Source organism: Pseudonocardia alni (assembly GCF_002813375.1).
GTDB lineage: Bacteria > Actinomycetota > Actinomycetes > Mycobacteriales > Pseudonocardiaceae > Pseudonocardia > Pseudonocardia alni.
The window spans coordinates 3,368,403-3,383,113 of record NZ_PHUJ01000003.1 but is presented as its reverse complement, the minus strand read 5'-3'; the positions used below and the strand labels follow the sequence as shown (position 1 = coordinate 3,383,113).

At 72.5% G+C, this 14,711-nt stretch carries 14 protein-coding genes and 1 tRNA gene; 9 read left to right on the top strand and 6 right to left on the bottom strand.

All coding sequences use genetic code 11. The features are described from left to right. Positions 1–172 precede the first annotated feature (172 nt). From ATL51_RS16760 to ATL51_RS16750, 3 genes are all read left to right on the top strand, one after another. On the top strand, positions 173–1,201 hold the full coding sequence (locus ATL51_RS16760) for an NAD(P)-dependent alcohol dehydrogenase (RefSeq protein WP_073573748.1): 1,029 nt from the start codon (positions 173–175) through the stop codon (positions 1,199–1,201). 83 nt (positions 1,202–1,284) lie between these two features. After that, positions 1,285–2,352 (top strand): amidohydrolase family protein, encoded by a 1,068-nt coding sequence (locus ATL51_RS16755; protein WP_062399120.1) that lies wholly within the window; start codon positions 1,285–1,287, stop codon positions 2,350–2,352. Further along, complete coding sequence (locus ATL51_RS16750; protein WP_062399118.1) at positions 2,349–3,092, top strand: iron-sulfur cluster assembly protein; 744 nt, start codon at positions 2,349–2,351, stop codon at positions 3,090–3,092. Before ATL51_RS16755 ends, ATL51_RS16750 begins: the two co-directional genes overlap by 4 nt. 159 nt (positions 3,093–3,251) lie before the next feature. Here the strand turns inward: ATL51_RS16750 and ATL51_RS16740 are convergent, their stop codons facing one another. From ATL51_RS16740 to ATL51_RS16720, 5 genes are read right to left on the bottom strand one after another with little or no spacing between them, the layout of a single operon-like run. After that, on the bottom strand, positions 3,252–4,004 hold the full coding sequence (locus tag ATL51_RS16740) for a class I SAM-dependent methyltransferase (RefSeq protein ID WP_157818395.1): 753 nt from the start codon (positions 4,002–4,004) through the stop codon (positions 3,252–3,254). A 32-nt stretch (positions 4,005–4,036) separates the two neighbouring features. Continuing rightward, entirely contained in the window at positions 4,037–4,378 is a 342-nt protein-coding gene (locus ATL51_RS16735) for a TfoX/Sxy family protein (protein WP_100879130.1), read from the bottom strand. Positions 4,379–4,395: 17 nt separating this feature from the next. Continuing rightward, positions 4,396–5,538 carry a 5-methyltetrahydropteroyltriglutamate--homocysteine S-methyltransferase gene (locus ATL51_RS16730; protein WP_100879129.1) on the bottom strand — a complete coding sequence of 381 codons (1,143 nt, stop codon included), beginning with the start codon at positions 5,536–5,538 and terminating at the stop codon, positions 4,396–4,398. 60 nt (positions 5,539–5,598) lie between these two features. Then, entirely contained in the window at positions 5,599–6,378 is a 780-nt protein-coding gene (locus ATL51_RS16725; protein ID WP_100879128.1) for an enoyl-CoA hydratase/isomerase family protein, read from the bottom strand. Between the two features lie 18 nt (positions 6,379–6,396). Further along, on the bottom strand, positions 6,397–7,179 hold the full coding sequence (locus tag ATL51_RS16720; protein WP_073573742.1) for an IclR family transcriptional regulator: 783 nt from the start codon (positions 7,177–7,179) through the stop codon (positions 6,397–6,399). Positions 7,180–7,230: 51 nt separating this feature from the next. On the opposite strand from ATL51_RS16720, the gene ATL51_RS16715 reads away from it, so the two are divergent. Then, positions 7,231–7,857 carry a nucleoside/nucleotide kinase family protein gene (locus tag ATL51_RS16715; protein ID WP_100879127.1) on the top strand — a complete coding sequence of 209 codons (627 nt, stop codon included), beginning with the start codon at positions 7,231–7,233 and terminating at the stop codon, positions 7,855–7,857. 139 nt (positions 7,858–7,996) lie between these two features. On the opposite strand, the gene ATL51_RS16710 is transcribed toward ATL51_RS16715, so the two are convergent. Next, positions 7,997–8,082: transfer RNA gene (locus ATL51_RS16710), tRNA-Leu, on the bottom strand. 263 nt (positions 8,083–8,345) lie between these two features. On the opposite strand from ATL51_RS16710, the gene ATL51_RS16705 reads away from it, so the two are divergent. The 5 genes from ATL51_RS16705 (at position 8,346) to ATL51_RS16685 (ending at position 14,691) form a co-directional block, all read left to right on the top strand. Continuing rightward, a complete protein-coding gene (locus ATL51_RS16705) occupies positions 8,346–9,677 on the top strand; it encodes a DUF3662 and FHA domain-containing protein (RefSeq protein WP_100879126.1) in 1,332 nt (443 codons plus the stop codon). 112 nt (positions 9,678–9,789) lie between these two features. Next, a complete protein-coding gene (locus ATL51_RS16700) occupies positions 9,790–10,263 on the top strand; it encodes an FHA domain-containing protein FhaB/FipA (RefSeq protein ID WP_073573739.1) in 474 nt (157 codons plus the stop codon). Positions 10,264–10,397: 134 nt separating this feature from the next. Continuing rightward, positions 10,398–11,738 carry a PP2C family protein-serine/threonine phosphatase gene (locus ATL51_RS16695; protein ID WP_073573738.1) on the top strand — a complete coding sequence of 447 codons (1,341 nt, stop codon included), beginning with the start codon at positions 10,398–10,400 and terminating at the stop codon, positions 11,736–11,738. Further along, the gene (locus tag ATL51_RS16690) at positions 11,738–13,225 is read left to right on the top strand and encodes an FtsW/RodA/SpoVE family cell cycle protein (RefSeq protein WP_083474438.1); all 1,488 of its coding nucleotides are present in this window, start codon (positions 11,738–11,740) and stop codon (positions 13,223–13,225) included. The genes ATL51_RS16695 and ATL51_RS16690 overlap by 1 nt, the downstream gene beginning before the upstream one ends. Continuing rightward, a complete protein-coding gene (locus tag ATL51_RS16685; protein WP_100879125.1) occupies positions 13,222–14,691 on the top strand; it encodes a peptidoglycan D,D-transpeptidase FtsI family protein in 1,470 nt (489 codons plus the stop codon). Before ATL51_RS16690 ends, ATL51_RS16685 begins: the two co-directional genes overlap by 4 nt. Positions 14,692–14,711 lie beyond the last annotated feature (20 nt).

Here is a 14,711-nt window from a genome sequence, read left to right as displayed (position 1 = left end):
CCGGTAACCTCGTAGGAAAGCGACGCCCGGTTCCTCACGATTATCGCTGTGCGAGAACGAACCCCCTTGTCCGTCGTGCACAACGGGGTTGAGATCGGTGTGACAGCAGGCACACCAAGTCCCACCACCACGATGCGCAACGCCGCGCGTCCGAGGCTCGGAGGTACCGCCAGTGAAGGCCGTGCGGGTGCACGCGTACAAGCAGGACCCCCGGATCGACGACATCCCGGAACCGACGATCCAGGGTCCGCTCGACGTCATCGTCAAGATCGGCGGTGCCGGCGTGTGCCGCACCGACCTCCACATCATCGACGGGGACTGGGCCGACATCCAGAACCCCGACCTGCCGTACGTGATCGGCCACGAGAACGCGGGCTGGGTGCACGCGGTCGGCGACGGCGTCACGAACGTCGCGGTCGGCGACACCGTCATCCTGCACCCGCAGCCGTCGTGCGGGCTGTGCACCATGTGCCGCTACGGGCGCGACATGCAGTGCACCGGGGACGCGTTCTTCCCCGGCCTGTCGAACAACGACGGCGGCATGGCCGAGTACCTGCGCACCACCGCGCGGTCCTGCGTGAAGCTGAACCCGGACACCAACCCGGCCGACGTCGCCGCACTCGCCGATGCGGGCATCACCGCCTACCACGCGGTCCGCAAGGCGGTGCCGTTCCTGTATCCGGGCACCACCGCGGTCGTGCAGGGCGCGGGCGGGCTCGGTCACATCGGCATCCAGGCGCTCGCCGCGCTCACCGCCACCAAGATCATCGTCGTCGACAAGAACCCGGACGCGCTCGAGCTGGCGAAGCAGATCGGCGCGGAGGAGACCGTCGTCGCCGACGGGAACCAGGTCGAGGCCGTCCAGGAGCTCACCGGCGGCGGCGCCACGGTGGTCTTCGACTTCGTCGCCGAGCAGGGCGCGGAGAACGACGCCTGGGCGATGACCGGCCCGGCCGGCTACAACTTCGTCCTCGGCTACGGCGGCAACCTCTCCGCCCCCACCCTGGACTTCGTCGCCGGCGAGAAGAACATCATCGGCAACATCGTCGGCACCTACAACGACCTCGCCGAGCTCATGGTCCTGGCCCAGGCCGGGAAGGTCACGCTGCACACCGTCCAGTACAAGCTCGACCAGGCGCTGGAGGCCCTGCACGACCTGGACGCGGGCAAGGTCCGCGGCCGGGCGATCCTCGTTCCGTGACCCAGTCATACGTACGTACAGGACGAACGTTCTTTCCCTGACCCACCACCGATCAGCAGAGCTGCTGACGCAGGAGGAACCACATGTACGAGAAGGACGGCGAGAAGTACTTCATCGTCGACTCCCACAGCCACTTCTGGGACGCCTCCCGGGAGAACTGGGTCGAGGGTCGCGAGCAGTACGCCAAGGGCTGGATCGACTGCTTCTACGGCTACCACCAGCTCGGCCCGCCCGAGACCCACTGGGACTGGGAGCACTACCTCAAGGTCTCGCAGGACGACTTCGAGCGCGACGTCTTCATCGAGGGCCACGTCGACTACTCGATCTTCCAGTCGACCTACCTCAAGGAGTGGTACAAGAACGGCTTCAACACCGCCGACCAGAACGCGGCGCTGCTGGAGAAGTGGGGCGACCGGATCATCGTCAACGGGCGCTTCGACCCGCGTGACGGCGACGAGGGCATGAAGCAGTTCGAGGCGGACTGCGCGAAGTACAAGCACAAGGGCGTGAAGCTCTACACCGCGGAGTGGAACGGCAGCTCCCGCGGCTTCAAGCTCACCGACCCGGAGTGCTACCGCTTCCTGGAGCGGGCCCAGGAGCTGGGCATCAAGAACGTCCACGTCCACAAGGGCCCGACGATCTGGCCGCTGGACAAGGACGCGTTCGACGTCGCCGACGTCGACCACGCGGCCACCGACTTCCAGGGCCTGAACTTCATCGTCGAGCACGTCGGCCTGCCGCGCATCGAGGACTTCTGCTTCATGGCGGTGCAGGAGCCCAACGTCTACGCCGGCCTGTCGGTCGTCGTCGGCGGCCTGATGCACGCCCGCCCGAAGTTCTTCGCCAAGGTGATGGGCGAGCTGCTGTTCTGGGTCGGCGAGGACAAGATGACCTTCGGCAGCGACTACAACATCTGGACACCGAAGTGGCAGGTCGAAGGCCTGGTCGACTGGCAGATGCCCGACGACGACCAGTTCGCCGACTACCCGCGCCTCACCACCGCGTCGAAGAAGAAGATCCTCGGCCTCAACGCGGCGAAGCTCTACGACCTCGAGGTCCCGGCCGACTGCCGGCTGCCCGACACCACGGCCGACGAGCCCATGGCCCCGGGCGAGGAGCTCGTCGACAACAAGGCCGGGGCGCAGGCGTGACCCCGCGGCCTGCTGAGAGCCCGCTCCGGCAGGCCGTGTGGTCCGCGCTGGGGACGGTGCTCGACCCGGAGCTGGACGAGCCGATCACCGAGCTCGACTTCGTCGAGTCGTGGTCGGTCTCGCCCGCCGGTGAGGTCGTCGTCGGGCTCCGGCTGCCGACGTTCTTCTGCGCTCCGAACTTCTCGTTCCTGATGGTCGCCGACGCCTACGACGCGGTGACCGCGGTACCGGGAGTGACGAGGGCGGAGGTGACGCTGGCCGACCACCACGCCTCCGACGAGATCAACGGTGGGGTCGCGGCGCACGCCGGGTTCGTCAAGTCCTTCGAGGGCTCGATCAACGGGCAGGCCGCGGCCGAGCTCGACGAGCTGCGGCACACGTTCCTGGCCAAGGCCGCGCTGGCCGGCCAGGACCGGGTGGCCCGCCCGCTCGTCGACGCCGGCCGGGGACCCGACGAGCTGGCCGGGCTGACGCTCGGCGAGCTGGTCGGGACCGAGGCCGACACCGAGGAGCTGACCCGGATGCGGACCCGCCGCAGGGCGATCGGCCTGCCCGCCGGCGACGACGCACCGCTGCTGGTCCACTCCGACGGCACCGCGGTGACCGTCGAGCAGGTCCCGCTGCACCTGCGTCGCGCGCGGTTGCAGCGGGTCGGGATCGAGACCAACGGGGAGTACTGCAAGGGCCTGCTGAAGATCCGCTACGAGACCGGCCGGACGGCGGCGACCGCCGGCCGCTGACCACCGCACGCCACCTCCGGGCCGCGCCCCTCACCGAGGGACGCGGCCCGGACGTGTGCACACCCCGAGTCCGCGCGCTGATCCGGAGTCCGCGCGCATCCCCGCAGTCCGCGCGTGTCACGGCACGCGCGAACCGCGGATCAGCGCGCGAACCGCGGATCAGCGCGCGGGAGGACCGGCGTCCAGGACACGCACGGTGTCGGTGAGGCGGTAGCCCGCGCCGTGCGCGAACGGGTCCAGGGCCTCCAGCACGGCCGCGCGGACGGCAGCGGGGCCGGCGTGGCGTGCCGCGTGCCGCCCCGGCCCGGACGCGAGCACCCCGGCGACGAGATCGTCCGGGTCGGGGTGCACCACCGGGACCCGGACGACGGCGACCTCCCGCACCACGAGCCCGGCCAGCTCCGCCAGCCGGGTCAGCCGCCGCGGATCGGTCAGCGGGGGCGCACCGACGCCGCTGCGGTCGGGCCCGGGGTTGTTCTGCGGCGGCGCGGGCGCGGCCCCGGTGAGCGGGGCGAGCGCCGCGCCGATGACGGCGGCGTCGCACTCGTCGGGGGTGCCCCAGACCGTGGCCCGCACCGCGCCGCCCGGCGCGCACACCCGGCCCGCCCCGCGCAGCGCGAGCACCGGGTTCGGGAGGTGCTCCAGTACCTGCACCAGCGTGACCAGGTCGAACGCGTCGTCGGCGAAGGGCAGCTCGTGGGCGTCGGCGACCCGCAGGTCCGCCCCGGGCGCGGCCCGCTCCGCCGCGGCGAGCGCGCGGGGTTCGGTGTCGACGCCGGTGACGGCCAGCCCGGCGGCGGCCGCGTCGGCGAGCAGCCGCCCCGCCCCGCAGCCGACGTCCAGCAGCCGCGAGCCCGGTCCGGCACCCGCCAGGACACGGTCGAACAGCGGGGATGCGGCAGCGGTGCTCACGGCTCCGACGCTAGTCCGGCCCGGCGCCGCGGTCACCGCTTCGGTGGGAGTGTCTCCACGACCGCGATCGCCTCGGCGACCCAGCCGGCGAGCTCCGAGCCGTCGAGGTCGTCGACGTCGGGCTCGCCGGTCACCCACAGCCAGCCGGCCATCTCGCGGCCGCCCATCACCATCCGCTCGGTCCGCGGGCGCTCCAGCAGCTCCGCGGAGCGGTCCGCGGCCACCCGCACGAGCAGCCCGCCACGTCCGCTCGCGGCGACGGCCATGTGCCCGTCGACCAGGAAGGCGAGCCCGCCGAACATCGTCTTCTCGGTCACCGGCCGTTCAGCGAGCAGGCTGCGCAGACGGGCGGCGAGACCCTCGTCGTAGGCCACCCGGGCGAGTATGGCCCTCAGCGGCCCCAGACGTCCTCGGCGACCGAGACGATCAGCTCCAGCTTGCGCTTCTGGTCGTCGACGGTGAGCTCGTTGCCCTCGACGGTGGAGGAGAAACCGCACTGCGGCGACAGGCACAGCTGGTCCAGCGGCACGTACCGCGCCGCCTCGTCGATCCGGCGCTTGAGGGCGTCCGGGTCCTCCAGCGCCCCGGACTTGGTCGTGACCAGCCCGAGCACCACCTGCTTGCCCTTCGGGACGAACCGCAGCGGGGCGAACCCACCGGAGCGCTCGTCGTCGAACTCACAGAAGAAGCCGTCGACGCCCAGCGTGCCGAACAGCGCCTCGGCGACGTGGTCGTAGCCGCCCTCCGCGGCCCACGACGACCGGTAGTTGCCCCGGCACATGTGGGTGGTGACGTACATGTCCGACGGCCGGTCGGCGATCGCGGCGTTGATCTGGCGGATGTAGCGCAGGTGCTGGGTCTCCGGGTCGTCACCCTTCTCGGCCAGCTGCGCGCGGTGCGTCGGGTCGTTCAGGTAGGCCAGCGCGGTGTCGTCGAGCTGCAGGTAGCGGCAGCCGCGGTCGTACATCGCGCGGAGCTGGTCGGCGTAGGCGGTCGACAGGTCGGACCAGAATTCTTCGACGTCGGGGTAGACCTCGCCGGAGATGACCGACCGGCCGCCGCGGGCGTAGACCATGCTCGGCGAGGGGATCGTGAGCTTCGGGGTCGCCGTGGTGACCTGCGCGGCCAGGTACTCGAACGCCGAGGCGAAGACGGGTTCGTCGAGGTGCACCCGGCTGTCGACGGCCATCCCGGCGGAGGTGAAGTTGTTCTGGCCCGCCGCGTTGCGCATCGCGACCTCGACCCGGCCGGAGGTCTTCGTGACGCCGCCCAGGGCGTAGATGAAGTCCATGTGCCAGGAGGTGCGGCGGAACTCGCCGTCGGTGGCCGAGCGCAGGCCGACCGACTCCTGCAGCGCGACGACGTCGGTGATCGCGGCGTCCTCGGCCGCGCGCAGGCCCGCGTCGTCGAGCTCGCCCGCGGCGTGCCGCTCCCGGGCGGCGAGCAGGGCGGGCGGCCGCAGCAGCGAGCCGACGTGGTCGGCCCGGAACGGCGGGACGGTGCGGACGAGCGACTCCACTGTCTTCTCCGGCATCGGGCGAACGTATCGCCGTGTCCGCATGTCCGCCGACGTCACTTCCGGAGAATGGAAGGTCTATCGCGCACGCCAGTGCGGGGACCGCTTCTCCCGGGCCGCGGCGGCACCCTCCGCCGCGTCCTCGGTGGTCGCGACGACCTTCCGCAGCGTCTCGCCGAAGCGGATCGCCTCGGTGGTGCCCATCTCCGGCCCGCGCACCGCCATCTCCTTGATCGCGCGCTGGGCCAGCGGCGCCCCCGCGGTGAGCCGCCGGGCGAGGTCCCGGGCGGCGTCGCCCAGCTCCTCGTGCGGCACGACCCACCCGGCGAGGCCGATCTCGTGCGCCCGCCGCGCGTCGATCGTCTCGCCGGTGAGCAGCAGCTCCATCGCGTACTGCCGGTCGATCATCCGGGGCAGCCGCAGCGCACCGACGATCGTCGGGACGCCCAGCCGGGCCTCCGGGAAGGAGAAGGTGGCGCGATCCGAGGCGATCACGAAGTCGCACCAGGTCAGCAGCGTGACGCCGTAGCCGACGGCGGGTCCGTTCACCGCGGCGACGATCGGCTTGAAGATCTCCCAGCCGCTCTCCAGCGAGTTCACCGTCGGCCGCTCGAAGAAGCTGCCCGGGAAGTCGCCCGCCGGGTGGCCGGTGGTCGAGCGCGTGTCCGCCCCGGCACAGAACGCAGGCCCCTCGCCGGTCACGATCGCGACCCACGCCTCCTCGTCGGTGCGGAAGCGGTCCCAGGCGGCGTTGATCGCGCGCCGCATGTCCCCGTCGATCGCGTTGCGCTTCTCCGGGCGGTCGTAGGTGATCGTGACGACGTGTCCGTCGCGTTCGTAGCGCACCCCGTCGGCCATCGGATCATCCTGGGGGGCTCAGCCGGACGCGGCGACCCCCGGCGCCGCGGCCAGGTGCCGGGCCAGCGGCACCGCGGCCTCGCGCACCGCGCGTTCGAGCTCCCAGCGGCGCCCGGTGAAGTCCGCCCGGCTGACGACGACCGACAGCGCGGACCCGCCGCCCGGGTGCGGCACCGCGACCGCGAGCCCGGCCCGTCCGCGGGCGTGCTCCTCCACCTCCACCGCGACCCCCGCCGAGCGGACCCGCAGCAGGTCGCGGTCGAGCAGCCGCCGGTCGGTGAGGGTGTGCGGGGTCAGCGGCGCCAGCGGCCCGTGCCCGACGCCGAGGACGTCGGCCAGCCGTCCGGGGTCGAGCCCGGCGAGCAGTGCCTTGCCCGGCGCGGTCGCGTGCGCGGGCAGCGGCTCCCCGGTCACCGCGCCCGGCCCCGGGTGCGCCGCACAGGTCTCGGTGTGGGCGACGACGACGTCGTCGGACCGCAGCACGGCCAGCACCACCGCCGCGCGGGCCGTGGTGTGCAGCTCGGCGAGCACCTCCCGGGCCGGGGCGGGCGGCACGATCGGGTCGGTCATCCCCCGGTACAGCCCGACGACGCGGTAGCCCAGCCCGTACCCGCGCTCGGCGTGCAGCCGGACCAGGTAGCCCTCCTCGACGAGCGTCCCCAGCAACCGGTAGGCCGTCGGCAACGGCAACTCCAGCCGGCGGGCGAGAGCCTTCGCGCTGACCCCGTCACCCGCCTCGGCGACCGCCTCGAGGACCCGCAGCGCTCGGCGCAGCACCGCTCCCGCGCCGTCGCCGACCATCCGCCTAGTGTCGCTGCGGGACCGAGGGCACGCCAGGACCGGGAGGACGACATGGCAGGGGCGTTCCGGCCCGTCGACCGGGCGGGGCTCGCGGCACACCTGGCGGAACGCGCCGGGGAACCGTCGGGGCGGGTGCGCGTGCTCGTCGACGGCGCCCCGCCCGCGGCCCCGCTGGAGCTGGCCCGGGCGGTCGCGGAGCGGCTGCGCTCCGGCGGCCGACCGGCCCTGGCGGTGGACGCCGACGACTTCCTGCGACCGGCGTCGGTCCGCCTGGAGCTCGGCCGCACCGACCCGGACATGTTCCTCGACGGCTGGCTCGACGAGCCCGCGCTGCGCCGCGAGGTCCTCGCCCCGATGGGTCCCGGCGGCAGCGGCCTGGTGCTGCCCCGGCTGCGCGACACGGCGCGCGACCGTGCCTACCGCGACGAGCCGGTGCCGCTCGGGCCGGACGGGGTGGTGCTGCTCGCCGGCGGGCGGCTGCTGGGCCGGGGCCTGGCCGCCGAGCTGACCGTGCACCTGCGCGTCGGCGGGGCCGCGCTGCGCCGTCTGCTGCCCCCCGACGATGCCTGGACGGCCGCCGCGTACGGCCGCTACGAGAGCGAGGGAGACCCCGGTTCGTTCGCCGATGTGCTCGTGATGGCCGACCATCCCGACCGCCCGGCGCTGCGGGACGCCTGATCGGCGCACGGGGTCCGGGCACGGAGCGTGGCCGGAACCCGTAGAAACGACAAGCGAGACCGGATCGGGCTACACCCGGAACCGATCTCGCGATGGCGGTGGTGACCGCCGGAGGGGGAGAATCCCCGATGAGAGGAGATGGTGGGCGAGGAGGGAGTTGAACCCTCACGTCCTTTCGGACACACGGACCTGAACCGTGCGCGTCTGCCATTCCGCCACTCGCCCGAGCGACACGAGAAAGTTAGCACCCCGCTCGGCAGCCGTTCGCAGGGGGGTCCCCTGCCCGTCGATCACCAGCTGGAGGGGGTCGTGGCGGGTGGGGCACCGGGATGCGCCGCGGCTCCGGGCCGGGTAGATCGGAGGGGAGCACGTCGGTGGCACTGCGGGGCCGGTCGCCCGCTCGTGCCGGGCCCCGCCGTGCCCGGCGGATAACACAGATACGATCGGTCGCACATCACCGACACGCCGATGCGGATGGAGGAGATCTTTTGGGCCGCGTGGACCGCTTCGAGCGCCGACTTCAGGGGTTCGTGGGCGATGCCTTCGCGCGGGTCTTCGGGGGCAGTGTCGTCCCACAGGAAGTCGCACAGGCACTGCTGAGGGAAGCCGAGGACAACGTCGAGCAGCTCGCCGGAGGTCGCCAGCTGGCGCCCAACCGGTACACCGTTCTGCTCAGCCCCAGCGATCTCGACCGGATGGCGGGCGACGAGGACGGGGTCGTCCGATCCCTCTCGTCGCACGTGGCGAAGGAACTCACCGACCAGGGCTGGGACACCTACGGTGAGGTCGTAGTCTTTCTGGAGCGCTCCGAGGCGCTGCACACGGGACAATTCCGCACCCGCTCCGCTGTCGACCCCGACGCTTCCCGTCGGGCCGCCAACCGAGCACGCACCGCAGGAGAAGCACCCATGAGCCAGCAACCGGGCCACCCCGAGGAGAACGGGCAGTACGGATACGACCGGGGCGCACCCGGCGGGTACGGCCAGCAGACCTACGCGCCTCAGGGGTACGACCAGGAGCAGCAGGGCGGCTACGGCCAGCAGCAGGGCGGGTACGACCAGTACGGGCAGCAGCAGGGCGGCTACGGCCAGCCCGGCTACGACCAGTACGGCCAGCCCCAGCAGGGCTACGGCCAGCAGCCCGGGTACGACCAGCAGCAGCCCGGCTACGACCAGTACGGCCAGCAGCAGGGCGGCTACGGCCAGCCCCAGGGCTACGCCCAGCCCCCGCAGGGCGGCTACGACCAGTACGGCCAGCAGGGCTACGGCCAGCCGCAGCAGGGTGGCTACCCCCAGCAGGGCTACGAGCAGGGCTACGACGGCTACGGCCAGCCGCAGCAGGGTGGCTACGGCCAGCCCCAGGGCTACGCCCAGCCCGGCTACCCGCAGCAGGGTGGCTACGAGCAGGGCTACGACGGCGGCTACGGCCAGCAGCAGGGCTACGCCCAGCCGGGCTACCAGCAGGGCGGCTACGACCAGGGCTACGACGGCCAGGGGTACGGCGGCCAGGGCGGCTGGGGCGCTCCGGCGCAGCTGACCGCGATGCTGATCCTGGACGACGGGTCGAACCGCAACTACCAGCTGGCCGAGGGCACCCACGTCATCGGCCGCGGTCAGGACTCCCAGTTCCGGCTCCCGGACACCGGCGTGTCCCGCCGGCACCTGGAGGTCACCTGGGACGGCCAGGTCGCGACCCTGAACGACCTGGGCTCGACCAACGGCACCACGGTGAACAACTCCCCGGTGCAGTCCTGCCAGCTGACCGACGGCGACGTGATCCGCGTGGGTCACTCCAGCCTGGTGTTCCGCACCCAGGGCTGAGCCACACCCGCGGAGCGGAGTCCGCGCAGCGACAGCGGTGCGTCCCCGCCCGCCCGGTGATCCACCGGGCGGGCGGAGCGTGCAGGAACACGAGAAGGGCGAGTAGGACGACGTGCCGGAACTGGTACTGCAACTGACCCGGGGCGGCTTCCTCGCCCTCCTGTGGCTGTTCGTCCTGCTCGCACTCCAGGTGGTCCGCTCCGACCTCTACGCCGCGTCCGGTCTCCGGGCGGCCGCACCCGGCCGCGCGGGCGGGGGCCGGGCCGCCAGGGTCCGCGGCGGTGGCCGCGGCAAGGTGGCCCGCCAGCTGCTCGTCACCCAGGGTCCGCTGGCCGGCAGCCGTATCACCCTCGACTCCCGGCCGATCCTGATCGGCCGCGCCGACGACTCGACCCTCAAGCTCGACGACGACTACGCCTCCACCCGGCACGCACGCATCTCGCAGCAGGGTGACGACTGGTACGTCGAGGATCTCGGGTCGACGAACGGCACCTATCTGGAACGTAATAAGGTCACCGGGCCCACCCGGGTCCCGCTGGGGACACCGGTCCGCATCGGCAAGACGGTGATCGAGCTGCGATCGTGACGGACACGGACCGACCATGAGGTACCGACCGTGAGCCCGGCGCGACCGACCGCTCCCCCGGTGCCGCGGCCGTCCGACCGGTCCCGCGGCGCGGGATCCGCCCGACGTGCCCCGACCGAAGCCGGAGCCGCCCCGTGACACTGGTGCTGCGTTACTCGGCCCGCAGTGACCGCGGACTGGTCCGGCAGAACAACCAGGACGCCGTCTACGCGGGCCCCCGCCTGCTCGCCCTCGCCGACGGCATGGGCGGTCACGCCGCGGGCGAGGTCGCCTCGTCCCTGGTGATCTCCGCACTGGCCCCGCTCGACGACGACGTGCCCGGTGACGACCTGCTCGCCGAACTCCGCGAGGCGACCCACGACGGCAACGAGGCGATCTCCCGCCACGTCGCCGAGGCCCCCGACCTCGAGGGCATGGGGACCACCCTGACCGCGATCCTGTTCGCGGGCTCGCGCCTGGGCATGGTCCACGTCGGCGACTCGCGCTGCTACCTGCTGCGCGACGGCGAGCTCACCCAGATCACGAAGGACGACACGTTCGTCCAGTCGCTGATCGACGAGGGCCGGATCACCGAGGAGGAGGCGCACACGCACCCGCAGCGGTCGCTGCTGCTGCGCGCCATCACCGGGCAGGACGTCGACCCGTCGCTGTCGATCCGCGAGGCCCGCGCCGGGGACCGCTTCCTGCTGTGCTCCGACGGCCTGTCCGGCCCGGTCAGCGACGAGACACTGCACGACACGCTGACCGACTACGCCGACCCCCGCGAGTGCGCCGACCGCCTGATCGAGCTGGCGCTGCGCGGCGGCGGGCCGGACAACATCACCTGCATCGTGGCCGACGTGGTGGACGTCGACTACGCCGACGACGCCCCGATCATCGGGGGCTCCGCGGGCCGCAACCCGCGCGCCGGCGACGGCGACTACCGCCACGACGAGCGGACCCCGCACTCCTCGGCGCAGCGCGCGGCGGCCACCACGCTGCCCCGCACCGAGCCGGTACGGCTGGAGCCCGCCGCCGCGGAGGAGCCGCGCCGCCGGCGCGGCCTGCGCCCGGTGCTCGCCCTGCTGGGCGTGCTCGTGGTGCTCGTGGCGGGAGTGTTCGTCGCCCGGGCGCTGGTGCTGCAGCAGTACTACGTGGCCGTCGACCAGAACCAGGTCGCGATCTACCAGGGTGTGCGCGGCAACGTGCTCGGTGTCCCGTTGCAACGGGTGGCCGAGTCCACCGACATCGGCCTCGACGACCTGCCGCAGGCGGTCCGCAGCCAGGTCACCGACGGCATCGTCTCCGACGAGGGCGAGACCGGTGCCCGGGAGACCGTCGACCGGCTGCGGGAGCGCATGCTCCCGCTCTGCTCCACGCTGAACCCGCCGCAGCCGCCCGCGGTCGTCCAGGTGCCCGGCGCCCCGCCGGTGACGACGACCCCGCTGCCGACCGCGACCCCCGAGCCGGGCCGGAACTGCCGGCTCGACGGCTGATGGCCACGGGCAGCTCCGCTGCGGAGCCGACCACGCCCACCGGCCGCGGCATCGAGCTGTTGATGCTGGGCCTGGCCGCCGTACTCACGACCGGTGCGCTGGTGCTGGTGGAGGCGAACCAGGAGCAGTCGCTGACGACCGACCTGTTGTGGGTGGGTCTGGCGTATCTCGTGCTGTTCGCGGGTGCGCACGTGGCGGTGCGCTTCCTGGCGCCCTACGCCGACCCGCTGATCCTGCCGTCGGTCGCGCTGCTCAACGGCATCGGCCTGGTGATGATCCACCGGCTCGACCTGGCCAAGGCCGCCCGCGCGGAGGCCACCGGGAGCCCGGTGCCGAGCGGGCTGATCGGCGCCCAGGTCACCTGGACCGTCGCCGGCCTGGCGTTGTTCGCGCTGGTGCTGTTCTTCCTCCGGGATCACCGCACACTGGCCCGCTACGGCTACACCGCGGGCTTCGTCGGCCTGGTCTTCCTGGCGATCCCGGCGTTCCTGCCGTCGTCGATCTCCGAGGTCAACGGGGCCAAGCTCTGGATCCGCATCCCGGGCGGCCCCGGCATCCAGCCCGGCGAGTTCTCCAAGATCCTGCTGATCATCTTCTTCGCTGCCTACCTGGTCCAGAAGCGCAACCTGCTCTCCACCGCGGGCCGCCGCTTCCTGGGCATGGAGCTGCCCCGCGCCCGTGACCTGGCTCCACTGCTCGTCGCCTGGGGGCTGTCGGTCGGCGTGCTCGTGCTCCAGCGCGACCTCGGCAGCTCGTTGCTGATCTTCGGCCTGGTCCTGGTCCTGCTCTACACCGCGACCGAACGCGTGTCGTGGATGGTGATCGGGCTGCTGGCGTTCTCCGGCGGTGCCGTCGTCGCCTACAACCTGTTCGACCACGTCCAGACCCGCGTGCGGATCTGGCTGGACCCGTTCGCCGACTTCAGCGGCGGCGGCTACCAGCTCGCGCAGGCGCTGTTCGGGCTCGGCACCGGCGGCGTCGGCGGGACCGGACTGGGTGCCGGACGGCCGGACATCGTGCCGTTCGCCGAGTCCGACTTCATCTTCTCCTCGCTCGGCGAGGAGCTCGGGCTGATCGGGCTGGCCGCGATCCTGCTGGTGTACCTGGTGCTCATCACCCGTGGGCTGCGGTCGGCGCTGGCCGTGCGCGACTCCTACGGCAAGCTGCTCGCGACCGGGCTGTCGTTCTCGGTGGCGCTGCAGATCTTCGTCGTCATCGGCGGGGTGACGAAGCTGATCCCGCTGACCGGTCTGACGCTGCCGTTCCTGTCCTACGGCGGCTCGTCGCTGCTGGCGAACTACGTGCTGGTGGCGATCCTGCTGCGGATCTCACACGTGGCCAGGGCACCGCTTCCCGTCCGGCCCGCGAAGCCGCGGGCGCCGATCGCCGAGGCCAGCACCGAGCTCGTCCAGCGTCCCGGGACGGGCCGTTCCGACACCCGTGACGACAACCGCGCCGACACCGCCGCCCAGAGGAGCGAGACGTGAACCGCCCGGTCCGCCGCGTGGCACTCGCCGTGATGGTGATGATCGTGGTCCTGCTCGGCAACATCACCTACGTGCAGGTGGTCATGGCCGGCCAGTACCGGGACGACTCCCGCAACCAGCGCTCGCAGATCGACGAGTACTCGCGTCAGCGCGGCCAGATCGTCGCCGGCGGGCAGGTCCTCGCGCAGAGCGTCGAGAGCGACGGCCGGCTGCGGTTCGCCCGCCAGTACCCGCAGGGCGAGATGTTCGCGCCGATCACCGGCTTCCTGTCGACCGTCTACGGCAAGACCGCACTCGAGCGGTCCGCCGACGAGGTGCTCAACGGCACCGACGACCGGCTGTTCGTGCGCAGGCTGTCGGACCTGATCACCGGCCGGGACCCGGCGGGCGGCAACGTGGTGACCACCATCGACCCCGAGGTGCAGCGCGCCGCCTACGACGGGCTGGCCTCCCGCGGGTACACCGGCGCCGTCGTCGCGCTGGTGCCGCAGACCGGGGAGATCCTGGCGATGGCCTCGACGCCGTCGTTCGACCCGAACCCGCTGGCCTCGCCGGACCCGGCGCAGCAGCAGGAGGCGTGGAAGCGCTACGGCGCCGCCGACCCGGACCCGATGACCAACCGGGCGATCAACGAGATCGAGCCGCCCGGCTCGACGTTCAAGCTCGTCACCACCGCGGCCGCCCTGCAGAACGGCTACACCCCGGACAGCCAGCTCACGGCCGCCCGCAACATCCAGCTGGCCGACTCCACGACCACCCTGGAGAACTACAACGGCTCGGCCTGCGGCGGCGGGGCGACGGCGTCGCTGCGCGAGGCGCTGGCACGCTCCTGCAACACCGCGTTCGCCCAGCTCGGCGGCGAGCTCGGGCCGGACAAGCTCCGTGCCCAGGCCGAGGCGTTCGGCATCGGCCGCACCGACCTGCAGATCCCGATGCCGGTCACGGCGTCGCAGGTCGGCCCGATGTCCGACACCCCCTCGACCCAGCAGTCCGCGATCGGTCAGCGCGACGTCCGGCTGACCCCGATGCAGCTGGCGATGATCGGCGCCTCGATCGCCAACGGCGGCCAGACGATGGCCCCGCACCTGGTCAAGGAGATCCAGAGCCAGACCCTGGACGTCGTCGACACCACCGACCCGGACCGGATGTCGCGGTCGATGCCGGCCGACGTGGCCCGCACGATGACCGACCTGATGGTCGGCTCGGAGGAGCGGACCTCGGGCGGCGGCAAGATCACCGGCGTCCAGATCGCGTCGAAGACCGGTACCGCCGAGCACGGCACCGACCCGAAGAACACCCCGCCGCACGCCTGGTACGTGGCGTTCGCACCGGCCGACGACCCCAAGGTCGCGGTGGCGGTGCTCGTCGAGAACGGCGGCGACCGGGCGCTGGAGGCGACCGGTGGCTCGGTCGCGGCCCCGATCGGGCGGGCCGTGATCGCCGAGGCGCTGCGGGACGCCCAGTGAGCCCGCGGGACCCGGCCCGG